Annotated in this window: 23 protein-coding genes, 2 pseudogenes, 1 riboswitch and 2 other annotated features; of the genes and pseudogenes, 3 read left to right on the plus strand and 22 right to left on the minus strand. The window is 26.9% G+C overall.

Features of this window, described 5'->3' with window-relative positions:
* Window positions 1-71: 71 nt before the first annotated feature.
* The 3 genes from TEGL_RS12995 to TEGL_RS13005 all read right to left on the minus strand — a co-directional run bounded on the left by TEGL_RS12995 (window position 72) and on the right by TEGL_RS13005 (window position 3,624).
* Window positions 72-719, minus strand: coding sequence for a tRNA threonylcarbamoyladenosine dehydratase (locus tag TEGL_RS12995; protein ID WP_051082170.1), 648 nt, complete (start codon window positions 717-719; stop codon window positions 72-74).
* 74 nt (window positions 720-793) lie between these two features.
* The gene (locus TEGL_RS13000) at window positions 794-2,539 is read right to left on the minus strand and encodes a Na+/H+ antiporter NhaC family protein (RefSeq protein WP_018592516.1); all 1,746 of its coding nucleotides are present in this window, start codon (window positions 2,537-2,539) and stop codon (window positions 794-796) included.
* A gap of 224 nt (window positions 2,540-2,763) precedes the next feature.
* Window positions 2,764-2,935, minus strand: a riboswitch (Lysine riboswitch).
* Window positions 2,936-3,027: 92 nt separating this feature from the next.
* Window positions 3,028-3,624 (minus strand): DUF4362 domain-containing protein, encoded by a 597-nt coding sequence (locus TEGL_RS13005; RefSeq protein ID WP_018592515.1) that lies wholly within the window; start codon window positions 3,622-3,624, stop codon window positions 3,028-3,030.
* A gap of 189 nt (window positions 3,625-3,813) precedes the next feature.
* On the opposite strand from TEGL_RS13005, the gene TEGL_RS13010 reads away from it, so the two are divergent.
* Window positions 3,814-4,800 (plus strand): lipoate--protein ligase, encoded by a 987-nt coding sequence (locus tag TEGL_RS13010; RefSeq protein WP_018592514.1) that lies wholly within the window; start codon window positions 3,814-3,816, stop codon window positions 4,798-4,800.
* Window positions 4,801-4,832: 32 nt separating this feature from the next.
* On the opposite strand, the gene TEGL_RS13015 is transcribed toward TEGL_RS13010, so the two are convergent.
* From TEGL_RS13015 to TEGL_RS13065, 11 genes and pseudogenes are all read right to left on the minus strand, one after another.
* Window positions 4,833-5,423, minus strand: coding sequence for a TVP38/TMEM64 family protein (locus TEGL_RS13015; RefSeq protein ID WP_018592513.1), 591 nt, complete (start codon window positions 5,421-5,423; stop codon window positions 4,833-4,835).
* A gap of 199 nt (window positions 5,424-5,622) precedes the next feature.
* Window positions 5,623-6,480, minus strand: a complete 858-nt coding sequence (locus TEGL_RS13020) for a mechanosensitive ion channel family protein (protein WP_018592512.1) — start codon at window positions 6,478-6,480, stop codon at window positions 5,623-5,625.
* A gap of 114 nt (window positions 6,481-6,594) precedes the next feature.
* Window positions 6,595-7,827, minus strand: a complete 1,233-nt coding sequence (locus TEGL_RS13025; RefSeq protein ID WP_018592511.1) for a diaminopimelate decarboxylase family protein — start codon at window positions 7,825-7,827, stop codon at window positions 6,595-6,597.
* A 171-nt stretch (window positions 7,828-7,998) separates the two neighbouring features.
* The gene (gene cls, locus TEGL_RS13030) at window positions 7,999-9,534 is read right to left on the minus strand and encodes a cardiolipin synthase (RefSeq protein WP_018592510.1); all 1,536 of its coding nucleotides are present in this window, start codon (window positions 9,532-9,534) and stop codon (window positions 7,999-8,001) included.
* A gap of 274 nt (window positions 9,535-9,808) precedes the next feature.
* Entirely contained in the window at window positions 9,809-11,248 is a 1,440-nt protein-coding gene (gene gatB / locus TEGL_RS13035; RefSeq protein ID WP_018592509.1) for an Asp-tRNA(Asn)/Glu-tRNA(Gln) amidotransferase subunit GatB, read from the minus strand.
* Between the two features lie 3 nt (window positions 11,249-11,251).
* Complete coding sequence (gene gatA, locus TEGL_RS13040) at window positions 11,252-12,709, minus strand: Asp-tRNA(Asn)/Glu-tRNA(Gln) amidotransferase subunit GatA (RefSeq protein ID WP_018592508.1); 1,458 nt, start codon at window positions 12,707-12,709, stop codon at window positions 11,252-11,254.
* A gap of 12 nt (window positions 12,710-12,721) precedes the next feature.
* Window positions 12,722-12,997, minus strand: coding sequence for an Asp-tRNA(Asn)/Glu-tRNA(Gln) amidotransferase subunit GatC (gatC, locus tag TEGL_RS13045; protein WP_018592507.1), 276 nt, complete (start codon window positions 12,995-12,997; stop codon window positions 12,722-12,724).
* Window positions 12,998-13,023: 26 nt separating this feature from the next.
* Window positions 13,024-13,338 (minus strand): annotated as a pseudogene (locus tag TEGL_RS13050) (amino acid--tRNA ligase-related protein); the annotation flags it as partial.
* A gap of 17 nt (window positions 13,339-13,355) precedes the next feature.
* Window positions 13,356-13,607, minus strand: coding sequence for a hypothetical protein (locus tag TEGL_RS13055; RefSeq protein ID WP_026255209.1), 252 nt, complete (start codon window positions 13,605-13,607; stop codon window positions 13,356-13,358).
* Window positions 13,608-13,623: 16 nt separating this feature from the next.
* A pseudogene (locus tag TEGL_RS13060) lies at window positions 13,624-14,070 on the minus strand (OB-fold nucleic acid binding domain-containing protein); the annotation flags it as partial.
* Between the two features lie 125 nt (window positions 14,071-14,195).
* Window positions 14,196-14,442, minus strand: a binding site (T-box leader).
* A gap of 15 nt (window positions 14,443-14,457) precedes the next feature.
* A complete protein-coding gene (locus TEGL_RS13065; protein WP_018592506.1) occupies window positions 14,458-15,012 on the minus strand; it encodes a ferritin family protein in 555 nt (184 codons plus the stop codon).
* A 195-nt stretch (window positions 15,013-15,207) separates the two neighbouring features.
* On the opposite strand from TEGL_RS13065, the gene TEGL_RS13070 reads away from it, so the two are divergent.
* Window positions 15,208-15,798 (plus strand): manganese efflux pump MntP family protein, encoded by a 591-nt coding sequence (locus TEGL_RS13070; RefSeq protein ID WP_018592505.1) that lies wholly within the window; start codon window positions 15,208-15,210, stop codon window positions 15,796-15,798.
* A gap of 62 nt (window positions 15,799-15,860) precedes the next feature.
* Here TEGL_RS13070 and vanT read toward each other — a convergent pair whose 3' ends face one another.
* The 4 genes from vanT to TEGL_RS13090 form a co-directional block, all read right to left on the minus strand.
* Window positions 15,861-17,033, minus strand: coding sequence for a serine racemase VanT catalytic subunit (gene vanT / locus TEGL_RS13075; RefSeq protein WP_018592504.1), 1,173 nt, complete (start codon window positions 17,031-17,033; stop codon window positions 15,861-15,863).
* 152 nt (window positions 17,034-17,185) lie between these two features.
* The gene (locus TEGL_RS13080; RefSeq protein ID WP_018592503.1) at window positions 17,186-17,584 is read right to left on the minus strand and encodes a hypothetical protein; all 399 of its coding nucleotides are present in this window, start codon (window positions 17,582-17,584) and stop codon (window positions 17,186-17,188) included.
* Window positions 17,585-17,706: 122 nt separating this feature from the next.
* Window positions 17,707-17,949, minus strand: a complete 243-nt coding sequence (locus tag TEGL_RS13085) for a sensor histidine kinase (RefSeq protein WP_018592502.1) — start codon at window positions 17,947-17,949, stop codon at window positions 17,707-17,709.
* 862 nt (window positions 17,950-18,811) lie between these two features.
* Window positions 18,812-19,804 (minus strand): hypothetical protein, encoded by a 993-nt coding sequence (locus tag TEGL_RS13090; RefSeq protein WP_018592501.1) that lies wholly within the window; start codon window positions 19,802-19,804, stop codon window positions 18,812-18,814.
* 187 nt (window positions 19,805-19,991) lie between these two features.
* On the opposite strand from TEGL_RS13090, the gene TEGL_RS13095 reads away from it, so the two are divergent.
* Window positions 19,992-21,065, plus strand: a complete 1,074-nt coding sequence (locus TEGL_RS13095) for a 4Fe-4S dicluster domain-containing protein (protein WP_242827314.1) — start codon at window positions 19,992-19,994, stop codon at window positions 21,063-21,065.
* 89 nt (window positions 21,066-21,154) lie between these two features.
* Here TEGL_RS13095 and TEGL_RS13100 read toward each other — a convergent pair whose 3' ends face one another.
* From TEGL_RS13100 to rpoD, 4 genes are all read right to left on the minus strand, one after another.
* Window positions 21,155-21,706 carry a tryptophan transporter gene (locus TEGL_RS13100; protein WP_018592499.1) on the minus strand — a complete coding sequence of 184 codons (552 nt, stop codon included), beginning with the start codon at window positions 21,704-21,706 and terminating at the stop codon, window positions 21,155-21,157.
* 135 nt (window positions 21,707-21,841) lie between these two features.
* Window positions 21,842-22,086: a binding site (T-box leader), on the minus strand.
* A gap of 67 nt (window positions 22,087-22,153) precedes the next feature.
* Window positions 22,154-23,251, minus strand: coding sequence for a Nif3-like dinuclear metal center hexameric protein (locus TEGL_RS13105; protein ID WP_018592498.1), 1,098 nt, complete (start codon window positions 23,249-23,251; stop codon window positions 22,154-22,156).
* 15 nt (window positions 23,252-23,266) lie between these two features.
* Complete coding sequence (locus tag TEGL_RS13110; RefSeq protein ID WP_018592497.1) at window positions 23,267-23,953, minus strand: tRNA (adenine(22)-N(1))-methyltransferase; 687 nt, start codon at window positions 23,951-23,953, stop codon at window positions 23,267-23,269.
* Window positions 23,954-24,076: 123 nt separating this feature from the next.
* Complete coding sequence (gene rpoD, locus TEGL_RS13115; RefSeq protein WP_018592496.1) at window positions 24,077-25,237, minus strand: RNA polymerase sigma factor RpoD; 1,161 nt, start codon at window positions 25,235-25,237, stop codon at window positions 24,077-24,079.
* Window positions 25,238-25,240: the final 3 nt, after the last annotated feature.

A 25,240-nucleotide genomic window follows, 5' to 3' on the forward strand; every position in this document is an offset into this window, starting at 1 on the left:
TCTAATAAAAATAGTAATAGTTTTAATCGGTTATTATTAAAATTATTACTATTTTAGTTTTAAAATTCAAACTATTTTATATCAAGTAAGTCCTTTATAACCTGAGATGATATTATCAATCCTCCACAGGAAGACATAAAAGGCATACTTCCTGGTAGTATTCTATGGCCATTTGATATCTTTTCCTTAACTTCTATAGGTTGCTCTGTGGAAAATACTACTTTTAAATGCTCTATTCCTCTATCTCTAAGTTCTTTTCTCATAACTTTAGCCAATGGACAAGTATGAGTATTTGAAATATCATTAATTTCTATCTTTGTGGGATCTAACTTATTCCCCATACCCATGGAACTTATTATTGGTATGCTTTTATTTAAACATAGTTGAATTAATTGAAGTTTTGATGAAACCATATCTATAGCATCTACAACATAATCATAATTTTGACTAAATATTTTGTTACTACTTTCCTCATTAAAAACACAGTTTACTGCATTTATATTTAAGTCTTTATTTATATCTATTAATCTATCTTTTACTACTTGAACCTTATCTTTGTTTAAATTAGAATTTAATCCAGGTAATTGTCTATTAAAATCACTTTCTTCAACCTTTGCATAATCTACTATAGTTATATTTCCTATGCCAGCCCTTATTAAGGCCTCTACACAAAAACTACCAACTCCACCTACTCCTATGACAAGAACATGAGAATTTATTAATTAAATACTAAAAATCCCTTCAAATTATTGTATCTAACAATCTAAAGGGATTTTTTATATTTTATAATAAATTAAGCTATTAAATTTTCTTCCTTTTCATCTATATCTACACTTTTTCCAAGTATTTGTATTCCTATAAACATTGCTATAAATGCTAAAGGGATTATTAAATAAATTGGAAGTCCCATTCCTGCTGGTATATACCCAAATAATATGGCTATGCTTCCAACGAATAAAGCATATGGCATTTGTGTTCTAACATGGTCTATATGATTACATCCAGCTCCCATTGATGAAAGTATAGTTGTATCTGATATTGGGGAGCAGTGGTCTCCGAATATAGAACCTGTAAGCACTGCACTTATACAAACTATTATATAAGACATATCTGGACTTATAGAATGAGCTAGCGGAATAGTCAGTGGCATAAGTATACCCATAGTTCCATAAGATGTTCCTGTCGCAAATGAAATTATTCCACCTAGTACAAATATTATACTTGGTAATAAAAAAGCTGGTACAGAACCTGATAATAATTGTATTAAGTATCTAGCTGTTCCAAGTTCTTTTATTACTGACGAAAGTGACCATGCACATATTAGTATTACACAAGTTATAACTAAAGTTTTCATTCCATCTACCCATATATCTAATCCTTGTGATACAGTAAATATTTTCTTACATACACCCATTGCTATAGCAACTACACCTGCAAATGAAGCAGATTGGAATAGCGCTACAGATGCATCAGCATTAGAAAATGCTTCTCTTATTGCTACAAATGATAGTGGTGAGTTATTAAATATTTGGATTAAACTTACATCATTTCCACTCATTATTGTTGTATAACCACTGTAGTAAAATGCAAATAATGATCCAACTATTAGTATACCTATTGGTACTATAGCATTCCATATATTTAATTTAACTCCTTGAAGTGGTTCTAAATCACTATGTTCATTACTTATTTTTTCATCTATATCTTTATTAGAAACTAAATTTGTATTTCCTCTTCTAGCTCTTAACTCTGCTTCTCTCATTGGTCCAAACTCTTTTAATAGCACTGCCGTTATAACTATAAATCCAAGTATTAATATATTGTAAAATCTATATGGTAATGTACTTAAAAATACACTAAATGCATTTGTATTTACTCCTATAGCATTAAATCCATCGCCAATTAGTCCAACTTCTAAACCTATCCAAGTTGAAATTATTGCTATTCCTGCAACTGGCGCTGCTGTAGCATCTATTACAAAGGCAAGTCTTTCTCTTGAAATATTCATTTTATCTGTAACTGGTCTCATCATCGGACCTATTATTAATGAATTTGCATAGTCGTCAAAGAATACTAAAAGTCCTGCTACCCATGTTATAAGCTGAGCACTTCTTGCGCTTTTTGCTTTTTTAGCTAGTGATTCAGCTATTGCTTTTGCTCCGCCCATTTTAGCAACTAAGTTGATTACTCCACCTATTGCTAGAACTTGAAGTATAATTCCTGCGTTCCATGGATCGGCTAATGCTCCAACAGCTCTATCTACTAAATCTAAAAATGCATTAAATAGCGCAGAGAAAATATTTATACTATTTAAGTTTAATAAAAATCCACCTGACATAACTCCAATAACCAAAGATACTATAACATTCTTAGTTATAAAAGCCAAAATAATAGCTACAAGTGGTGGTAATAGTGTTAATAGTCCATACTTTTGTGCATTTATTACAGCCATATCTTGTTCAGCTGCAAAACTCGTTACGCTTGATATTAAAATCAGTATAGTTGTCATTAATAATAATCTTACATTTCTTTTTTTCATTTTATTTCCCCCTATGTGATAGTTGTGAATATTTCAGGGTTTTGTCATTTTTAATAAAATTTGCTTTGCTCATGTTAATAATGGTTTATAACATAAATCCATTATTCCATTAAGTAGTTGAAAATTAATATTTTTTAATAAAAAATATTAATTTCTTTGTAATAAAAAAACCTTGATGGCTTCATCAAGGTTAAAATTACATACTAAAAATATTCTTAGTTCTTCTCAATGATAGCTCAACACTAAAATTAGTGACAGTTGTATACATATTTTATATACACCCAGCTATATAACCTTAAAGCCTCAGTTATACGCTTCGGCAATATTTCCTTTTTTAATAAATCATCGTGCTACCTCATTATTAATACTTATAAATATTGCACCTCTACCTATATATTCACTTGTTTTTTACAGTATATAATATATGCTTTACAAATACAATACATTTTGTTCAAATTGTCAAAATTATATTTTTTTACTGTAATCATCTATGAATTCATATAATAAAATACAAAGCCATAAGGTATCCAATCTGATATATTTGAACTTAGTAAAGAGTAATTAAGCTCATCTAAAGTTATTTTATTATCATCTAATAAGTATACATAAGTTTTCTTATTTTCTTGAAATAATTTTAAATATTTAAAACTGTATTCAAAATAATCTTCCTCTTTATCATCTCTATACTGATCTCTAGAGTCATCTTCAATCATAAAGAATTTATTGTCTTTGCAGGATAAGTAAGTCAGTATTGGGTCCTCTTGTTCAGTATATTGAACTATTAACACACTATCTTCTTTTTTCTTTTTACTATTATTATAAAAATTATTCCATATTTTCTTATTTGCTACTATTTGTTCATCTTCTATAACTACAATATTATTTTTTTTTGCTTTTTCAGCTGTTAAATTCTTGGATTCTCCATAAGATTTTAATATTTCTTTTACTTTTTGTGAATCTTTTGCTGAATATATTTTAAGTTTTTCCTCACTAAAAGTATCTATAGCCTTTTTAGTATCAGCATTTTCACATCCTAATAAACTACAAAAAGTTATAAAAATAATAATATAAATTATCTTTTTCATCTTATTCCCCCCTATATACTGATTATTACTATCTTCTTTTTTTTTTTAACAATTCCTTCAATTTTCATTCTCTATGATTATGAAAATTGCGACAAATTCTTTAATTATTAATATTTATTAAAGGAAATTCTCATATTTTGTTGAATATTAGTAAAATATCTGATTACAAAATTTATGGAGGAATAGACTATGCTGTTAATCAATAATACTAGTACAAATGCTTACTTTAACTTGGCTATGGAAGAATATTTTTTAAAAAATACTACTGAAGATATATTTATGCTCTGGAGAAATGAAAGCGCTATAATTGTAGGCAAAAATCAGAATACATTATCTGAAATTAATTATGAGTATGTAAAAGAAAATAAAATAAAAATCGTAAGACGACAATCTGGTGGTGGTGCTGTTTTTCATGATTTAGGTAATATAAACTTTACATTTATTTCATGTAATGATAATACCTTTAGTGATTTTAAGCGATTTACTATGCCAATAATAGATGCTTTAGAAACTTTAAATATACATGCTGAATTTTCAGGAAGAAATGATTTACTCATTGATAATCAAAAGTTTTCAGGCAATGCCCAGTATAATTATAAAAATAAGGTAATGCATCATGGTACACTATTATTCTCATCTGAAATAAATGATTTATCTAGTGCGTTAAAAGTAAAACCATCTAAGTTTAAAGGAAAGAGTGTAAAATCTGTTAAATCCCGTGTTACAAATATTAGTAATCATTTAGACAAAAATATGACTGTTTTAGAGTTTAAAAATTACTTAATGAACTTTATAAATAGCCAGGATGAAAATAATCGTCTCTACGAATTAAGTGCACAAGATATAAATGAAATTAACAAATTAGCAGAAGAAAAATATAATACTTGGAAATGGAATTTTGGTCATTCACCTAAGTATGCTCTTAATAATGAAATTAAGTACCCTGGTGGTAATATAGAATTTAGTTTAAATGTTAAAAAAGGACTAATTAATGAGATAAAATTCTTCGGAGATTTCTTTGGTAAAAAGGATGTTTCTTATATAGAAGATATATTAAAAAATATAAATCATAATGAAAATAGTATTAAAGCTATCTTAAATAATATTGATATAAATGATTATTTTTTAAATTGCAATATAGATATATTAGTTGATGGAATAATGGGTGCAAAGTAAATTTAAAATTAAAATGAAGAATAGACCTTTGCCTATTCTTCATGCATTCTTTTCTTTTCAAAATTATCTAAATCCTTATTTAGTTTATTTCCTATTTTCCAAGCAAAAAATGTTATTAAAATTAAAGTTAATACTTTCAAAGGATTTGTTATAAAACCAATTATGTCTTTTCCTATATAACTAACTATAAAAAACATAACTAATTTTCCTGCTACTACTGCAGATACAAAGTCTGTAGTGTGTCTTTTGGCTAATCCTTGAGATATTGTAACCACACAAGCTGGTAAAAATGGACAAGCATAAGCAAAAAATAATAGCATAAACCCTTTTTCTTCTACCCAATCAATTGCTTTTTCTACTTTTTCATTTTTTAATAATTTAACAAATTTTTTATTGCTAATTTTCTTAACTATTAAAAATAGACATATAGTTCCAGCTGTAGAACCTATCCACGATATTATTAACCCTTGATACATACCAAATAAGGCCGCGTTAGCAGTAACAATTGCAACTAGCGGCAGTATAGGCAGAAAACTTTCTATAAATACACTTGTTAATCCAACAACAATAGACAATAACCAATAATCATTTACTATATTATATATGTTTTGAATATATTCCATAAATATCTCCTTTTTATCATTTTAAAATCATTATAAATAATTATACCATAATAAATTTTTTTAAATCTATTGTGAATAAATTTTCATTTTTTCTTAACAATTTGCACCTTTATACACTATTTTCTTAATTTTTTCTTACTATTTTGTTATTTATTCTTTTTAAATTCATACAAAAAAGATTGCTAAAAAGCAATCTTTTTTATTTTAATATTTGTTTTACATGTAAATCCATTTGAGGATATGGTATTGAAATCTTTTCCTCATCAAATCTAATTTTAACTTGTTCTAATAAATCATAGTATACAGTCCAGTAATCAGGTGTTTTTACCCAAACTCTTACAGCAAATTTTAAAGAACTAGGTCCTTGTTCAAATAATCCAACAAATGGCTCTGGATAATCAAGAATTAGTTTATTTTTAGCTACTATTTCTTTTAAAACACTTCTAACTTTTAAAATATCACATTCATATCCTGCTGAAAATGTTAAATCAACTCTTCTAGTTTCTTTTGTAGAATAATTTATTAAACTTCCATTTGATAAAGTTCCATTTGGTATTAATACAACTTTATTATCTACTGTAGTTAAAGTAGTATAAAATACGCCAATTTGTTCAACTGCTCCTTCAAATTGAGCCGCTTGAATATAATCTCCAACTTTAAATGGTCTAAGAAGTAAAATTATAAATCCTCCAGCAAAGTTTGATAAACTACCTTGAAGTGCAAGACCTATAGCAACCCCAGCCGAAGCAACTATAGCTGCTAGTCCTGATAACTTTAGTTCCCAGTATGCACCTGCAATTACAAGCACTAATAAGCCTTTTAAAGATATACTTATAAATGATCTTGTAAACTTTACTAATGTCATATCTACATTTCTTTTTTCTGCAAAAGTTACAAATCTTTTTGATAATCTATTTATTATTTTAAATCCTATTATTATTAAAATTGTACCTATTATTAACTTTATTCCACTACTTAGTGCCCAATCTAATATTTTTGTAGCCATAGTTTCCATGGTCATATTTTTAAAATTCATATTTTGTATTTCTTCAATCATCAATTTACCTCCAAGTCTATTACATATATAAATAAAATAATACACTTTTTCGAGAAAATTGTCTAGAATAGTTGCAAATAATTATAATAAATCATATCATGTAAATTTATGTAATTAATCTATTACATAATCATCCTTACTACTATAATAGATTTCTACAGGCTTTTCTTGACTACTAAATAAGAATGGTGTAAGAGAATACGCATAGCTTCCAGCATTATTTATTAAAATCAAATCATTAATTTCAGCCTTAGTAATAAGTATATCTTTTGCTAAAATATCAATAGCCGTACATAAATTTCCTCCTATAGTAACTATTTCTTTATTATTTTCTTCTTTATCTTTCCTCTTTATTAAACTTATTGTATAAGAATCATAAGAAGTAAAAAGTGGTTCCATCATTTTTAGGTTATCTTTTTTATTAGTATAAGACACAATAAGTTCGCTAATTGTAGGTTTAAAAAAACCATTATATCCATTTTGTACGATTAGGTATTTTGTACCTCTTGATTCTTTAATATCAATTATAGGTGTAACGTAAGTTCCACTTTTACAAACTAAAAATCTTCCACTTTCTATAATAAATCTAGTATTTAACTTTTCTTTATATTTTTTAATTAACTCATTTGACATTCTACTAAGTTTATCAATATCTAAATTTTTATAAGAATCTCCATATGATATTCCTAGTCCTCCACCAAAATTAATAAACTTAAGATTAAATTTCATTCTATCTTTACAAAACAATGCAAGCTTTAATACATATTCATAATAATTGTAAATTATTTCATAATCTAAAATTTGTGACTGAAGATGTACATGAATTCCAACAACCTTAATATTACTTAAGCTATTTATAAAGTTTTTATTTTCTAACAATGTCTCTTCATCTACTCCATATTTGCTGCTTATAGATTCTCCTCCAAATATATTATAATTAGCATTAATCCTTAACCCAACTTCTAAGTTAGTATTTCTCTCTTTTCCAATTTCATTTAGTAAACTTAATTCATTATAACTATCAGCTGTTATTATGCATTTATCAATAGATTCTTCAATATCTTTTCTTCTTTTTCCAGGTGCAGAATAAATTATATTATTTTTAGCAATATTTGACAAATTTGATATTTGTACTTCCTTTGCAGATGCAGCATCAGAGCCTATATTATTTTTACTCATTAAATTCAATATATTTTTATTGGGATTAGTTTTAACTGAGTATAAAATTTCAAATCCTTTAAATTTATCTTTTAAGATATTAATCGATTTTAAAATTTCTTCTTCATCATATACATAAAATGATTTGTTAACCTTACTCATTAATTGTCTCAAATTATTATTATCCATCGTCTTCATTCTCCCCAAATTTATTTTAATATTCTTTATATATTCCTATAAAATTCTATATTTCTTGTTTTTATCCTTTATTATTGTATAGAATTGAACTCTTTAAATATTCTTATTAATATGTTTATCAAAAAAATCTTCCTTAATTCGAACATTAAGGAAGATTTTCTATTACATTAACGGTGAGAATAACCGAAGTATCAGTCTACCAAATTTTACCGGCCATTTTATATTTTCACACTCTTTTAAACTTATTTTTTGACAAAGCTCTAATGTTTCAATATAATCAGCTTTTACCTTTAATACACTATCTGTATTATACAACCATGCTCCACATTCAAAATGAAGATACAAACTTCTAAAATCTAAGTTAATACTTCCAACTACTGCATATTCATCATCAACTACAAAAGTTTTAGAATGCATAAAGCCTGGTGTGTATTCATAAATTTTTATACCATCTTTTATAAATGAATGATAATAAGATTTTGTAACTGCATGAACAAACCATTTATCAGGTATATGTGGTGTCACAATTTTCACATCTACACCTGACTTTGATGCTATTTTCAACGCAGTTGCCATTTCGTTATCTATTATTAAATATGGAGTATTAATATATATATAGTTTTTAGCCTTATTTATTAAATTTAAATATACGGTCTCTCCAATAGGTTCATTAACTAATGGACTATCATCAAAGGGCTGTATATATCCACTACTTAAATATTTTTCTTTTGTATAATTTTCAGGTTTATACTTTAAATAATCATCATCTGTATTATTTATAAAATCCCACATACTTAAAAACATAACAGTTAAATTAAAAACTGCATCCCCCTTAATTAGTATAGCAGCATCTTTCCAGTGACCATATTTTTCATAAGTATTAATATATTCATCAGCCAAATTAATTCCGCCCATAAAACCTACATATCCATCTATTACGGTTATTTTTCTATGATCTCTATTATTTAATCTATTTGTAAATAAAGGTACAAATGGATTGAATACTCTACACTTAATACCATATTTTTGTAATTCACCTGCATATTTATATGGTAATTTCATTACACATCCAACATCATCATAAATAACTCTAACATCTACTCCTTCTTTAACTTTTTCCTTTAAAATATCTAAAATAGTATTCCACATTATACCTTCTTCAATAATAAAATACTCTATAAATATGAAGTGTTTTGCCTTTTTTAGCTCCTCAATTAATTTTTCAAACTTAGCTTCTCCTGGTGATAAATATTCATTATAACAGTTTTCATATATTGGGCAATTTGCATAATCCAATATATATAAAGATTGATTTTTAGCATACTCACTTTCTTTTTCTAATCTTTTCAAAACATCATAATCTTGAATTAGAGATGACTTCATTTTTATATTTTGATTTTTCATTTTTTTCTTTTCTCTTTTACTTAATTTATTTCCTCCATATATAAGGTAAAAAGTTCCCCCAAATATGGGTAGTATTAATATTGGTACTATCCATGCAATTTTATAGCTGGGGTTGCTTCTTCCATTTAATATATATATTACTAAAATACATCCGAGTATTAGAGATATTAAATAAAAGTATAAAAAATACTCTCTACTCTGTAAAATAACTAAAATAATAATATATATCTGTACTGCCAAAGTTAAAAAGAAAAATATTAATCTTTGAATAGAATTTTTATATGGTTTTTTCATATATATTTTAATTTTCTCCCCTTTTAAATTTCACATATATAAATAGTATATATTAGTTTATGTTCCAGTGTGAAAAATTTCCAATAAATAGTTTTACCAACTAAAAAACTTACTTCAATAATTTGTCTAACGTCTTCAGATGTTGCTCCATTAACCCAATAAAATATAAAATTCTTACAATAAAAAAGACTTAGAAAAATCTAAGCCTTTTTCGTCTATAATTATTATATTTTGCTTTTATTGTTAACAAATAATACTTTAATATTTTTAAAATTTACATATTTTTAAGTTTTTCTTCTATCATTTGTTTTGCAACTGGTGGATTGGCTTTTCCTTTTGAAGCTTTCATAACTTGACCCATTAAATATCCAATAGCTTGAGTTTTACCATCTTTAAAATCTTCTATTGATTTAGGATTATTATTTAAAACTTCATCAACAAATTTTTCAATTTCATCATAACAACTAATTTGTGATAATCCTTCTTCTTCAATAATATCTAAAACTGATCTGTCACTTTTAAACATTTCTTTAAATACTTTTTTTCCTGCTGTATTACTTATTTTTCCTTCTTCTATTATATTAAATAATGTTACTAGGTTTTTAGGTGAAATTTTTAGATCTTCTACTTCCATATTATTTGCATTTAATAATCGAAGCAAGTCCCCTAGTATATAATTTGAAGCTATTTTAGGATTTCCACCTTCTTTTACAACATCTTCGTAGAATTCAGCTAGTTTTTTACTTCCTATTATTATAGAAGCGTCTTTTTCACTTAAATTGTAATCTTTAATAAATCTTGCTCTTTTTTCTATTGGCATTTCAGGTAGTAATTTTTCTATAGTATCAACTTTTTCTTGTGGGATTATTATAGGTGTTAAATCTGGCTCTGGAAAATATCTGTAGTCATGAGCTTCTTCTTTTGAACGCATAGGTAAAGTTTTACCTTTTCCAGCATCCCATCTTCTTGTTTCTTGTTTTATTTTATATTCTTCACCATATTGGTATAATTCTTTTTGTCTTTTCTCTTCTTTTTCTAAGGCTTTTTGAACTTCTCTAAAAGAGTTTATATTTTTTATTTCTACTTTTGTTCCATATTCTTCTCTACCGTAAGGTCTTATAGATATATTAGCATCACATCTTATAGAACCTTGTTCCATACGACAATCTGATATTTCAGCATATTCAAGTATTCCTTTTAGCTCTCTCATAAACGCTGCTGCTTCCCCTGGAGATCTTAAATCTGGCTCAGTAACAATTTCTACTAAAGGTACGCCTGCTCTATTATAGTCTATAAGTGATACTGGTTCATCTTCTAAATGAACCAGTTTTCCTGCATCTTCTTCTATATGTATTCTGTTAATTCTAACAGATACTTCTTTTCCTTCGTAAGTAAAATCCACTTTACCATTTATACACATAGGCAAATCATATTGTGATGTTTGATAGTTTTTAGTTAAGTCTGGATAAAAGTAATTTTTTCTATCCATTTTATTATAATTATTTATACTACATCCTATGGCTCTTCCAGCTTTTATGGCTAAATTAACAACTTCTTCATTTAATACTGGTAGTGTTCCTGGTATACCAAGACATATTGGACATGTATTTTCATTTGGTTTGGCTCCAAATTCTGTTGAGCAAGAACAAAATATTTTTGTATTTGTTTTTAACTCTGCATGTATTTCCAAACCAATAACAGTTTCTAATAACATAAATTACACTCCTCTCTCAAAACTAAGATTTAATTTTTTCTCTAATGCATAAGCCACCTTATATATCTTATCTTCCGTAAATACATCTCCTATTAATTGAACTCCTATAGGCAAACCTTCTTTACTTTTTCCACCTGGCATAGATAAAGCAGGAACTGTAGCTAAATTAATATTTATTGTATAAATATCTGCCAAATACATAGCTGTTGGATCTTGGCATCTTTCTCCTATTTTAAAAGGAAGTATGGGAGATACTGGCCCCATGATAATATCGTATTTTTTGAATGCTTCTTTAAAATCTTCTTTTAATTTTGCTCTAAATTTCTGTGCTTTATTGTAATAAGCATCATAATATCCTGAAGATAGTGCATAAGTTCCAAGCATAATTCTTCTTTTCACTTCTTTACCAAATCCTTCACTCCTACTTTTTTCAACTAAGTCTTCTACAGAGTCATAATTTTCAGCTCTATATCCATATCTTATGGAGTCAAATCTTGCTAAATTAGAACTGGCTTCTGCTGAAGATATTATATAATAAGGAGCTAATCCATCCTTTGTAGATGGTAGTGAAAATTCTTCAACTTCTGCACCAAGTTCTTTTAAAGCTTTTATATCTTTAAATATAGCTTCTTTTATTTCTTCGTCCAATCCTTCTTCTTCCATAAATTCAACAGGTATACCTATTTTCATTCCTTTTATTCCTGAGTCAATTCCCAAAGTATAATCTTTTACTTCAAGATTTTTAGCAGTAGTTCCGTCTAAATCATCTTCTCCTGATAATATATTTAGTAAATAAGCATTGTCTTCTACTGTCATAGAAAATGGTCCTATTTGATCTAATGATGAACCAAAAGCAATTAAACCAAACCTTGATACTAATCCATAAGTTGGTTTCATTCCAACTATTCCACAAAATGATGCCGGCTGTCTAATAGATCCACCTGTATCTGAGCCTAATGCAAGAGGAACCATTTCAGATCCTACTGCAGCTGCTGAACCTCCAGAAGACCCACCTGGAACTCTAGATTTGTCTATTGGGTTTTTTGTAATCTTAAAAGCTGAATTTTCTGTTGATGATCCCATGGCGAATTCATCTAAATTTGTTTTTCCAATTAATATTGCATCTTCTTGCTGTAATTTTTTTATAACTGTTGCATCATAAGGAGGTACAAAATCTTCTAACATTTTAGATGCACATGTTGTAGTTACACCATTTGTACAAAGATTATCTTTTATAGCTATAGGTATACCTGCTAGTTTTCCAACACTTTCACCTTTTTTAATTTTTTCATCTAGTTCTTTAGCTTTATTTAAAGCTTCTTCTTTTTGAAGTGATATAAATGCATTTATATCATCTTCTTTTTCTTTTATATTTTCAATATAATAACTTACAACTTCTTCACAAGAAATTTCTTTATTTTGTATTTTACTTACTAGCTCTTTTATGCTATAACTTTTCATTCAAACTTCCTCCTACTCAATGATTTTAGGAACTTCTATAGAAGTTTCTCTCATCTTTTTAGAATTTTTATATAAATCATATATTTCACATTTTTTGCATATATCTTTTCTAACTACTGCAACTTTTGGTCTTTCTATTTCCACATTTTCTAAATCTAGATTATCTAATGTTCTAAACTGTTCTAATATATTTTCGAACTCATTTGCAAACACCTTAGCTTCTTCTTCACTAAATTGAAGTTTTGCTAATTTTGCAATATATTTAACCTCTTCCTTTGTAATTACCATTTTGTTCACCCTTTCAATAATATAGTTTATGGAGTTAATCTCTTCATATCTCTTGGTATAAGAGTTGCCTGTCTAATATTTGTAAGTTTTAATATTTTCATAGTAAGTCTTTCAAGTCCTATGGCAAATCCACCGTGTGGAGGCATACCATATTTAAAAGTTTCTAAATAAAAATCAAAGTCTTTTGGATTTAATCCAAATTTAATTATATTTTCTTTTAACATTTCATAGTCATTAATTCTTTGACCACCTGTAGTTATTTCCAAACCATCATATATTAAGTCAAAACTCTTAGCCAATTCTTTGTTATCATCATCTGGCATTGTATACATAGGTCTTTTACTAACAGGATATTTTGTTAAAAAGACAAAATCACAGTTATATTTTTCTTTAACATACTTAGAATTAGCACTTCACCTTCTGCATCTATATTTCCAATTGGAGATTTTTTATTATACTTATCTAGTAATATTTCATGGGCTTCTTGTAAAGTTATTTTTGAAATAGATACCTCACTAGGTAAGTCTATTTTATACATATCAAGTTCTTTTTTACAAACTTTATTTAAATGATTGAATAAATAATTTATAAAACCTTCTTCCAAATTCATCTTTTATAAATCCCTTCTACACATCTAAACTAACATATTCATTTAAATGTCTCCATGTATTGTGAAGTTCAGCTCTATATGCATGACCTATTTCAAACACCATCTCAAAAGCAGCTTCTATTTCATTTTGTATTTTAAATATTGCTCTCATTTCAGGTCTTCTAAGTGAAATAGTCCTATGATCTATTTGAGTTTCTAAAGCTGCTTTGCTTTTTAAACTATTAATTTCAAATGAAAGCTTGTCATAATAAGTTTTGCCTAGAATATTAATATCTTCAACTAATATCTCTATTTTTTCAGGGGCTTTTTCATTGCTACACACTTTTCCTACAACTTCTATAGCATTTTCTAGCCTCAAACTTTTAATTTGTTCCTTTTCACATACTAATTGAATTATTCCTGACTTATCTCTTAATCTTATAAATACTACTTGACTTAAATCAGTAATTTTGTGCACCCAGCCTCGAAGTAATACTTTTTGACTTTCTAAGCCTTTTAATTAATTTATAAATGTTCTTTTTAGCTGTGACATATCATTCAATCCTCTCTTTTATTATTTTTATACACTAAAAACGCCCCTATACAAAGTATAGGGGCGTGATATTTACGCGGTACCACCCTAGTTGACTATTTTTAGTCCACTTTAATTACGTACAGAATCATATTCGATACGCTTCCTTGATAACGGTAGGATTCCGTTTAGGTCTACTCTTTAATATAAATTTTGGCTAACTACTCCAAAGTGTTCTTCAACTAAATTATCATACAAAGCTTCCACCATCCTTTGCTCGCTATAAATCAATATATAGTTTACTCTCTTTTTCAAAGATATAAATATGTTCATGCATTTTTAGGATTCTATAAAATATTCATTTAGTAAACTAAAAAACTCTTTTCCGTGTTTAGTTTCATCTTTACACATTTCATTTAGTGCATTATAAATAGTATCTAAACCAAGTTCTTTAGCTTTTTTAGCTAATTTCAATTTGCTTTGTATTGCTTCATATTCATCTTCTATAATTACTTTTAAATTTTCTTCAGTCCAAGGTTTCACCACTTCTCCTAGAAGTCCTGCTAGAATAGATGCATGCTCAGCTTCTTCGTAAGCTATTTTCTTATATATTTCTCCTACCTTTAAATATCCTTCTTTCGTTGCAATTTTACTCATAGCCAAATACATTCCTACTTCTAAACATTCTCTAGAAAAAATAGTCCTTAAATCACAAATCATATTGTCGTCTGCATCTTTTGCTATTCCTATATTTTCACCAATATCAAATATTTTTTTTTCTTCTTTTATGTCAATTTCTTTAAATTCTTCATATGGAGCATTACAAATAGGGCATGTTTTTGTTTTTTCATTTTCAATAATATATCCACATATTGGACAAATCCATTTATTCATTCATATTTCCTTCCTAATATTTCCTGTAAATTATTTTATACCTATATTATGAATATATTTATATTTTTTTATTCTTTATACATTTATTTATAATTTTCAAATTTTATTTAAGAATAATAAGTATGTATCTTAAATATATTATAAGTAATAAGAATTATTAATAATGGTTTGATTATTGCCAAGGAGGACATATTTATGGGACTTTTAACAATATTATTAACTGGATTTGCTTTAGCCATGGATGCCTTTGCTGTTTCAGTAACAAAAGGTATGACTCTTAGAAAAATTACATCTTTTATATCTTTTAAAATTGCTTTTTTCTTTGGTTTATTTCAAGGATTAATGCCCTTTATTGGATGGTTCGTAGGCATTAGGTTTCAATTATATATAAAGGCTGTAGATCATTGGATTGCATTATTTCTATTATCTTTTATTGGTCTTAAAATGATATTTGAGGCCTATGAAGACAGTAACAATCCTGAAATAACTGTAACCTGTGATGATGAATTAAATAATACAGAGTTAATAATTTTATCCATTGCTACTAGTATAGATGCTCTTGCTGTTGGAGTTAGTTTTGCATTTTTAAATGTACATATTATACCACTTTGTTTAAGCATAGGCATAATTACCTTTGTCTTATGTTTTTTAGGCGTTATGATTGGAAAACTTTTAGGACCAGTATTTAAAAACTACTCTCAAATTGTAGGAGGTATAATATTAATACTTATAGGTATTAATATTTTAAATGAACATACTAATTTTATTTATAAAATGTTAAATTAATTTGCATACTAAAAAACTGTAGATATTAAAATCTACAGTTTTTTAATTATATATATTTAAATTTAATAATGATATACTCTTTCCACTCTACTACCTATACAACTTAAGGTTTCATTTGTTATTGTTCCACTCAGTCTACTTAATTGATTTACTGGTAAGTAAAAATCTCCATCTTGACCAAACAATGTTACAATATCTCCTTCTTTAACATTATCAATATTAGTTACATCTACCATTGTTTGATCCATACAAACATTGCCTATTATTCTTCCATATTGGCCATTTACTAAAACTTTAAAATCTTTTTTAGATACCGCTCTAGAAAATCCATCAGCATATCCAATTGTAATAGTAGCTATTTTCATTGGAGTTGGTGTAGTAAAGTTATTACCATAACCTATATTCTCTCCAGCGTCTACCTCTTTTACCATAGCCACTCTACATCTTAATGACATTGTCGGCTTTAATTGTTCATTATTTGGTAATTTACTTAATATAGTATCACATGGATCACAAGGTACACCGTATAATATAATACCTGGTCTGGCTAAGTCTCTATTTATTTCTCTATAGGATGCTATACCATAAGAGTTTTGTAAATGAACTTTTCCTAAATTTAAATTTTCATCTTTTAATTTATCAATTATATAATCAAAATTTTCAATTTGCTTTCTTGTAAATAATATATCTTCTTCTGCCTCACTATCAGCTCTACATAAATGAGAGAATATACCCGTAATATAAATATTTTCCAAATTAAAAATCGACTTAATGTCATCTATATTATCTCTATTTTCACCTATTCTGTTCATACCAGTGTTAAGCGCCACATGACATTTAACAGTTCCTGGTAAATCACTTAAATTTTTAGCATATTTACTATTTATTAAAGTCTGAGTTAAATTATATTTTATTAATTCTTCTTTTTGACAAACAGGTGTATAACCTAAAACTATTATTTCACCCTTAATATTTCCTTCTCTTAATTCTATTGCTTCACTAATACATGCTACTGCAAGGTATTTTATTCCAATACTCTCAAAATAACTAGCAACTTCTACTGCACCATGTCCATAAGCATTTGCTTTTACTACTCCTACGATTTCACAATTTTCATCTAACATATTTGAAATCACATCTATATTATGTTTGAAATTAGTTAAATTAATCTCTGCAAAAGCTCTTAATTTAGAAGTATCAATTTCGTCTCTGCTATTATAAATTTTTGCTCTCATTGTATTATCCCCCTAGTATACTCTTAAGTTAAAAAAACATATTATTTCATATAGAAATTATATCTTAATTATAGCATATTTTTTGACTATTTATAATATTCTATCAAATTCATTTTAAAAAATAAGCCATAAAAATGGCTTATTTTTTATTATTATCCATCATACTCATTTGTAGTTTTGTATTGTGAAGTTTTTTCTCTTCTTTTACCCTTTATTTTACCTTTGTTCTCTGAACAACGAGGACACTCTTCTCTTCTTAATCTTTTAGAATTAAACTCATCAACTACTTTTTCCAACTCTTCTTTTTCTTCCTCTTCTTGTCTTATAAATTCATCTTCATAAAACTGCATTTTTTCTTTTTCTTTAAAAATTTCTTCTATTTCATCCTCGTAATATCTTGCCAATTTTTTATCTTCAATTATTCCTAGTAACTTTCTTGTCCCAATATACACTGCTGCACCTACTCCTGCAGTTACTGCACCAAATATTACGGCTTTTCTAGCCTTTTTGTTTATATCCATATAGTGTTCAAAACATTCAATACTTTTCATATTAAATTCTCCTTCCTTAAAAGGTTATTATATATAAATAGTATTTGTATTTATCACATAAAAAAGTTATAAATTTTAATATTAATATTTGTAATTACTATGTAAATTTCAATATTTTAACATTATATATCATCAAATCTTTCGAAACGATTAAATAACTTGCCTAACTTTTCTCCTGGAGTTCCAATTCCTGTATCAATTACATCAATAATCACTTTCTCATCTTTACATTTTATACTCACAAATATATTTCCATCTTCTCGATTATATTTTATTGCATTTGATAAAATGTTAAGTACAATTTTTTCATTAATGAATATTATTTCATCTTTTTTACTGAATATTATTCCTATAGGAATTAACATTAAAGACTCATAAAACCATGTTTTATATTTTATTATATCTCTTATTAAGAGATTTATAATAGTATAACTATTTATTATATTTAAAATTATTATAATAAAAAATAATGAATTTCTTATTTGTATTTGCTTGAAAATTTCGGATGTAATAAATATTAATACATAAAATTGCGTATCTTTTATTACCCTTTCTAAAGCATTTATATTCGTGTAATATACTATCCCTATATATAAGGTAACGTTACAATATGTTTACTATTTTCTTTATATTATAATTTCTTTTATATTTATGTATAACTAAATAGAATAAAAAAACTTCACTTATTAAAATTGTAAATGATATATTTTTTACCATATAATTAAGGCTATTTTTATGCTTATATCATATATGACATACCATATATTAAGCAATCCTATATATGCTATTGACATAGAGATATCTTTATATACAATCCAAATAAATTAATTTATGCATATATATTAATTATTTATAGTTTTATTATCAAATATTATAAAAAAATTATATCAAAAATGATTGCTTGTAATAGTTTGCTATAAAAAAGCTAAACTAATAATTAGTTTAGCTTACATTTATTAAAATTAGTTAAGGAAGTGGTTTTACTGTTATCTACCCAAAAGGATTTATTTTATACTCTTGAACGGGCTTAACTTTAACATAAATCGAAAGCTCCTTTGAAGAGTTTCACGTGTTAGTTTGAGATATTACCACTGCCACTTCCTTAATATAATTGTATTTATATACATATAATTTTGTTCATAATCTTTGATAAATAATAATATTTTATTTTCTTTTTCGTAGTTATATTTTCTTTGTCTCTATCATATATTATTAATTACTATAATTTCATTGTGATTCTTTATTTTTATCTGAATCTTTATTTTGTATACATTTTTCGGGGTTAATATAAACGACTTCCCATTGATTATCCTTATTTTTCTTATAATCAGCTATTTTTTTATCTACTCCATTAGTTAGTTCATAAAAAAGTACATAATATTCATTATCATCTTTGTCCTTATAATATGCTCTTTTTGTATATCCATCTTCATTTACAATTACATCTCCATCAATCAATGAGCACCAGTTTCCATATTCTATTTCCACAAACGCTTTAGCATCATATGCCCATCCATGATATGGTGCACATAAATAGTTTTCACTACTATAATCCATTTTAACTATTTTGTAACTATCATTTTCTTTATCTAGATATATATATCCATAGTAATATGCAAATAAGCCTTTATTCTCTTTTGATCCTTCAATAACTTCCAACTCTACAAAATATTTTAATAAGTTTGGATTGTTTTCATCTGACGGAACATTATTTACTTTAATCAGATTAATATGAAGTATATTTTTAAAAGAATCTAAAAAGTCATTGTATGGCAATTCTTTTTGATAAGATTTTGATAAAAAATTATATGCTACTGGATATGGCCCTTTAACTTCTCCTAATGATCCACACCCGGTTTCATTGTCTTCTGTTGGATTAGCAGCTTCTCTAAGTACATTAAAGTAGTTTACCACAGTATCTTTTCCTGACCTAAATGGCTTTGATGGTAAATCCATTTTATATGGATTCTTATTATAAAATTCCTTCAAAATATTAAGATTATCATCATTTAGTATTGCCATATCAGATGGCCTAAAAAATCTTTCTAAATCGTAATTTTCTTCTCTACTATCAACAACCTCTAAATTTTCACCTACAACAGATTCATCAACTAAATTTCCACCTAGTATATATTTATTTTCCTTCTCTGTTGCATCTATTCTCAGTGTTGTCATCATTATCATTATTAAACATAATAGTAAATATTTTATATTTTTCATTTTAATCTCCTTTCTAAAAATAAATAAGATCTTATTTATATCTTTTACATTTTTTTCTAAAATACACTAAAAATGTTTTTAATTTATATAAAAAGTTAAAATTTATATCTCCATTTATTTTTCTAATGACTTTTATATTTCAATAATCTACAATAATTACTGTAACATAGGATAAAATAAAAAGGGGATGATTTCATTGGAAAGAATTGATGAAAGGGATACTATGTTTGCAAGAGCTCACTATAAAAAAGACAGTACCGTTTATAAAGACTATTATGCTAAAAATCCAGAAAAAAAAGATATTGATGATAGTTTTAGAACCAGACCAGAGCTGTTAGAAGAAGGTACAACTACATACAATAAACTAAATTCACCAATTGCAGGAAGTGCCTTTGCTTTTTTAAGAGATATTAAAGATTTATGTGAAGGAGAAGTATCTCCTATAAAAATAGATGGTGATAGTAAAACATTTACGAAAAAAATAAAAGGAATTGCTTCTTTATACGGTGCTTGTATGATTGGAATAACTAAGCTGGAAAAAAAACATATTTATACACATAGAGGTAGGTCTGAAGAAGATTATGGACAAGAAGTTAATCTTGACCACAAATTTGCCATTGCATTTGCTTGTGAAATGGATTTAGATATGGTTAATAGAGCTCCTATGATTTCAGAAGTCATTGCCACATCAAAGAGTTATGTAGATGTAGCTATTATAGGCATGGTAATTTCATATTATATTAGAAGTTTAGGATATGAAGCAAGAAATCATGTTGATGCAAACTATCTTGTTATACCTGCTCTTATAGCAGAAGACGCAGGACTAGGTCAGCTAGGTAGAAATGCTATTCTTACAAATAAAGACTACGGTTCAAGATTTAAATTAGGAGTAGTAACTACAAATTTACCTCTTGATATTGATAAAAAAATAGATTTTGGTTTAGAAGACTTTTGTAAAGTGTGTAAAAAATGTGCCCTTACATGTCCTACCCAGTCTTTATCTAGAGAAAACAAAATTAATAAAGATAATAAATATAACTGGACTGTAGATGTTGAAACTTGTTATGAAAAGTGGAGATACTTGGGAACTGACTGTGGTATGTGTATTTCAGTATGTCCTTTTAGCCAAAATCTTGAAAGTATTAAAAAATATAGTTCATTTAAAAAAAATGGAGTTGCTATACAAGATGTTTTAGATGAATATAAAAGAAAATTTGGAACTAGAGTATTTGTTCCAGGTAATCCACCTTGGCTAAGATAGCAAGTTTTATTTCATTTATAAATTATTCATTTGTTTAAAATTTACTATCCCCTCTATACAGCTAGAGGGGATAATTTTTATTTACTTTTCTAACTTTGAAAACTTACCCTTTTCATTGTAACATGAATTACTTTAAATACAATTACACCAACTAGTAAGTTAATACCTATAGCAGGAAGTACTACTGCTGCAAATAGCATACTTAAATTCATATTTCCAGGAAGACCTACTAAAATCTGAGCTGATGTTAAAAATATAAATCCACTTACTGCAGTTCCTAAAGACATTAATACATTGGAAACTATAAAATCTTGATTTTTATCAGCTAATTTTTTCATAAAAGGAACCTTGTACATAGCTATCATAACTAAAAAACTAATATTTGTAGTAAGAAATTTATCTATAACATTAGGTACTTGACCTCCAGGAAATGAAGTTGTCATCCCAGAAAATATGCCAGCTATTATACCACATATTAAACAAGTTTTATAATCATCTTTATTTATAATCATTATTGTAAATAACATTATTAAAGTCATATCAGGCTTTACACCAAATATAGCAGGTTCTATCTGGTGTAAAACTAAACCTATTCCTAAAAGTACAGCATTTAAAACTAATTTTCTTGTATTCATTTTCATAATAATATCCTCCAAAATATTTTTTAATTATATTTAAATAAATTAATTCCTCTTTTAACCTATTAAGAGTTTTAGTTCATACCAAGATTTTCACCTACCTCTCTTTTGGGCAATAAAAAAAACTCCGCCCTATATAAATAGGACGAAGTTATACTCCGCGTTGCCACCTAATTTGTGTATTATAAATACACCTCTTAATATTGGTACCATCATACCTCATTTGCTATAACGTGCAAATCACGGTAAAGTCTACTTTCGCAAAGATTTCGATTTACTCCTCAAAGGCCCATTCACCAAATTTCTTCTTGTCGAGATTCCACCATCCTCAACTCTCTATTTTGAACCTAAATTTGATTACTATCCCTTATCAAAGGATTTAATTTATTATTAATAACATAGTATGTAATTTATTTAATTTTGTCAACTAATTTATAATATTTTTATTTATTAAATTATTTTGAATGGATTTAAATTTATTTCACTGCTTATAATTTCAATACTTTCAATATTGTGTAAAAATCTTTTCATTACATTCTTAAATATATCTTCTGTATCAAAATGGCCACAGTCTACTATGCACATACCCATGTCCAAAGCATCTTGCGCTTCATGATATTTAACATCTCCTGTAATTATTACATCACAATTTTTAGAATTTGCTAGTCCTACCATATCAGAACCTGCTCCAGTTACAACTGCTACCTTTTTTATTTTTGTATTTAGTTCTCCAACAACTCTTATATGATCCATATTTAATTTTAATTTAATTTTTTCGCATAGACCTTTTAAGTCTATTTCACTATTAAGAGTAGAATATCTTCCAAGACCTACAGCTTTACCTTTATTTTCTAATTTATAAACATCATATGCTACTTCTTCATAAGGATGAGCATTAATCATTTTTGATATTGTCTTTTGTAATATGTTACTTGGTAAAATAGTTTCAATTTTAACTTCTTTAACTTCTTCTATCTTACCCTTTTCACCTGTAAAAGGATTTGAATTATCTTCTGGCCTAAATGTTCCTATTCCAGAGCTGTTAAATGTACAATTGCTATAATTACCTATATATCCTGCTCCACTTTCTCCTAAAGCCTCTCTAACTACTATTTCATGAGTCATAGGAGTATAAACTGCAAGTTTGTATAGAATTTCACTAGAAGTTACATCGAGTATTTTACTATTTTTAAACCCCATAATTTCCATAAAATAGTCATTAAGGCCATCAAAAGCTATATCAAAATTTGTATGCATAGAATAGAGTGCTATATCATTTTTAATTAATTTATGTATAAGTCTTCCCTTTAAATCTTTCGTATTAATTTTGTTCATTTTTCTAAAAATAAAAGGGTGGTGTGTAACTATTAAATCCACATTTTTTTCTATAGCTTCTTCAATAACTTTTTCATTTGCCTCAAGTGAAACCAAAACTGTTTTTATTTCACTATCAAAATCTCCCACTAATAATCCTACATTATCCCAATCATAAGCTAAATTAAGAGGATATTTATTTTCAATTTTTTTAATTAAATCATTTAACTTCATTTTTTCAACCCCTTGTTAAATTAAATTTTTTAATTTTTCTATTTTATCCTTAGCTAAATCTCTTTTCAATATAACTGCTTCAGTATCTTTATCACCTAATTTATTTATAATATTATTATATTTTTTTATTTTATTATCAATAAATTCAGTTAATAATTTATCTTTATTTTCTATTAATTTTTTTCCTACCTCATAATATATATTATCTTCAACTAATGTATTTTTACCAGTGTATTTTGCTATTATTATTTCATAAAGTCTAAAATCTTCCTTTTCTAAATATTCATCTATGATTTCAAATCCATTATTTAATAAATATTCTCTTAACTCTTCTTGTGCTTGCATTGGTTGTAAAATTAACTTTTCTACACTATGGGCTACTTCTTTATTTGCTTCAAGCAGTTCACCTATTAATATTCCACCCATTCCTGCAATTATCACTTCTTCTACTTCATCTTTTTTTAGAACTTCTATTCCAGATCCAAGTCTTAAATCTACCTTATCTTCTAATTTATTTCTTTTTACTTCATTTCTTGCATTTTCTAAAGGTCCTTTATTAATATCAGCTAAAATAGCGAAGTTTATTTTATTTTTATTTAAAAGATATACAGGTATATACCCATGATCCGTTCCTATATCAGCTAATCTTTTATTTTCACCTACTAAAGATGCTATTTTTAATAATCTGTTCGTTAATTTCACTTTATTTCTTCCTTTCATATTCTCTTTTACATTGTCTTATTATATGTATTAACAATTTCTTTAAATTTTATTTCCGCATAATTAAAAATTCGCCAAATTTGGCGAATTTTTGTTTTATCTATATTAATCTAAATAGTCTCTAAGTTTTTTTGATCTACTTGGATGTCTTAATTTTCTTAAAGCTTTTGCTTCTATCTGTCTTATTCTTTCACGTGTAACATCAAACTCTTTACCAACTTCTTCAAGAGTTCTAGCTCTTCCATCTTCAAGACCAAATCTTAATTTTAATACTTTTTGTTCTCTTTCATTTAATGAACCTAGGACTTCTTCTATTTGATCTTTAAGCAAAGAATATGCTGCTGCTTCTGCTGGAGCTAAAGCATCTTCATCTGGTATAAAATCTCCTAAGTGAGAATCTTCTTCTTCACCAATTGGAGTTTCTAAAGATACTGGATCTTGAGCTATTTTCATTATTTCTCTTACTTTTTCCTCAGACATTTCCATTTCTTTAGCTATTTCTTCTGGTTTAGGGTCTCTTCCTAATTCTTGTAATAATTGTCTTGAAACTCTTATTAATTTATTTATTGTTTCCACCATATGCACTGGTATTCTTATAGTTCTTGCTTGGTCTGCTATGGCACGAGTAATTGCTTGTCTAATCCACCATGTTGCGTATGTTGAAAATTTAAATCCTCTAACATAATCAAATTTTTCAACAGCTTTTATTAAGCCAAGATTTCCTTCTTGTATTAAATCTAAGAATAACATGCCTCTTCCAACATATCTTTTTGCTATACTTACAACTAATCTTAAGTTGGCTTCAACTAATCTTTGTTTAGCTATTTCGTCGCCTTCTAGCATTCTTTTTGCTAGTTCAACTTCTTCATGAGGTTTAAGCAAAGGAATTTTGCCTATTTCCTTTAAATACATTCTTACTGGGTCATCTATACTTATACCCTTTGGAAGAGATAAATCTAGTTTATCCATTTCGATGTCATCTTCTTTTTTAATTTTTTCATCAACATCGTCATCTATGTTTTCCATATCTAAAGTTAAATCGTCATCATCTGCAGAAAAATCAATTGCAACTTTTTCTGTTTTATTTTCTAGTATTTCAATTCCTAAATTACCTAAAGTTTCATAAAGATTTTCAACTTTATCTTTATCTAATTCTGTATCTGAAAAGGCTCCCATTATTTCATCTAATGTAAGAGATCCTTGTTTTTTACCTTTTTCAATAAGACTTTTTGCTGCTACTTTATTAGCTTCTCTGTTATTTGCCACACT

Origin of the sequence: Terrisporobacter glycolicus ATCC 14880 = DSM 1288, assembly GCF_036812735.1 — a bacterium.
GTDB classification, from domain to species: Bacteria; Bacillota; Clostridia; order Peptostreptococcales; family Peptostreptococcaceae; genus Terrisporobacter; species Terrisporobacter glycolicus.

Coding starts and splice junctions, on each gene's coding strand:
- TEGL_RS13065 (WP_018592506.1), bottom strand. CDS start 15,012: ATGAATAAATGGATTTGTCCAATATGTGGATATATTATTGAAAATGAA.
- TEGL_RS13100 (WP_018592499.1), bottom strand. CDS start 21,706: ATGAAAATGAATACAAGAAAATTAGTTTTAAATGCTGTACTTTTAGGA.
- TEGL_RS13010 (WP_018592514.1), top strand. CDS start 3,814: ATGCTGTTAATCAATAATACTAGTACAAATGCTTACTTTAACTTGGCT.
- TEGL_RS13000 (WP_018592516.1), bottom strand. CDS start 2,539: ATGAAAAAAAGAAATGTAAGATTATTATTAATGACAACTATACTGATT.
- TEGL_RS13055 (WP_026255209.1), bottom strand. CDS start 13,607: ATGAATTTGGAAGAAGGTTTTATAAATTATTTATTCAATCATTTAAAT.
- cls (WP_018592510.1), bottom strand. CDS start 9,534: ATGAAAAAACCATATAAAAATTCTATTCAAAGATTAATATTTTTCTTT.
- vanT (WP_018592504.1), bottom strand. CDS start 17,033: ATGAGAGCAAAAATTTATAATAGCAGAGACGAAATTGATACTTCTAAA.
- gatC (WP_018592507.1), bottom strand. CDS start 12,997: ATGGTAATTACAAAGGAAGAGGTTAAATATATTGCAAAATTAGCAAAA.
- TEGL_RS13080 (WP_018592503.1), bottom strand. CDS start 17,584: ATGAAAAGTATTGAATGTTTTGAACACTATATGGATATAAACAAAAAG.
- TEGL_RS13070 (WP_018592505.1), top strand. CDS start 15,208: ATGGGACTTTTAACAATATTATTAACTGGATTTGCTTTAGCCATGGAT.
- TEGL_RS13015 (WP_018592513.1), bottom strand. CDS start 5,423: ATGGAATATATTCAAAACATATATAATATAGTAAATGATTATTGGTTA.
- TEGL_RS13085 (WP_018592502.1), bottom strand. CDS start 17,949: ATGTTAATTCCTATAGGAATAATATTCAGTAAAAAAGATGAAATAATA.
- TEGL_RS13095 (WP_242827314.1), top strand. CDS start 19,992: ATGATTTCATTGGAAAGAATTGATGAAAGGGATACTATGTTTGCAAGA.
- gatA (WP_018592508.1), bottom strand. CDS start 12,709: ATGAAAAGTTATAGCATAAAAGAGCTAGTAAGTAAAATACAAAATAAA.
- TEGL_RS13020 (WP_018592512.1), bottom strand. CDS start 6,480: ATGATTGAAGAAATACAAAATATGAATTTTAAAAATATGACCATGGAA.
- TEGL_RS13025 (WP_018592511.1), bottom strand. CDS start 7,827: ATGGATAATAATAATTTGAGACAATTAATGAGTAAGGTTAACAAATCA.
- TEGL_RS13105 (WP_018592498.1), bottom strand. CDS start 23,251: ATGAAGTTAAATGATTTAATTAAAAAAATTGAAAATAAATATCCTCTT.
- TEGL_RS13090 (WP_018592501.1), bottom strand. CDS start 19,804: ATGAAAAATATAAAATATTTACTATTATGTTTAATAATGATAATGATG.
- gatB (WP_018592509.1), bottom strand. CDS start 11,248: ATGTTATTAGAAACTGTTATTGGTTTGGAAATACATGCAGAGTTAAAA.
- TEGL_RS13005 (WP_018592515.1), bottom strand. CDS start 3,624: ATGAAAAAGATAATTTATATTATTATTTTTATAACTTTTTGTAGTTTA.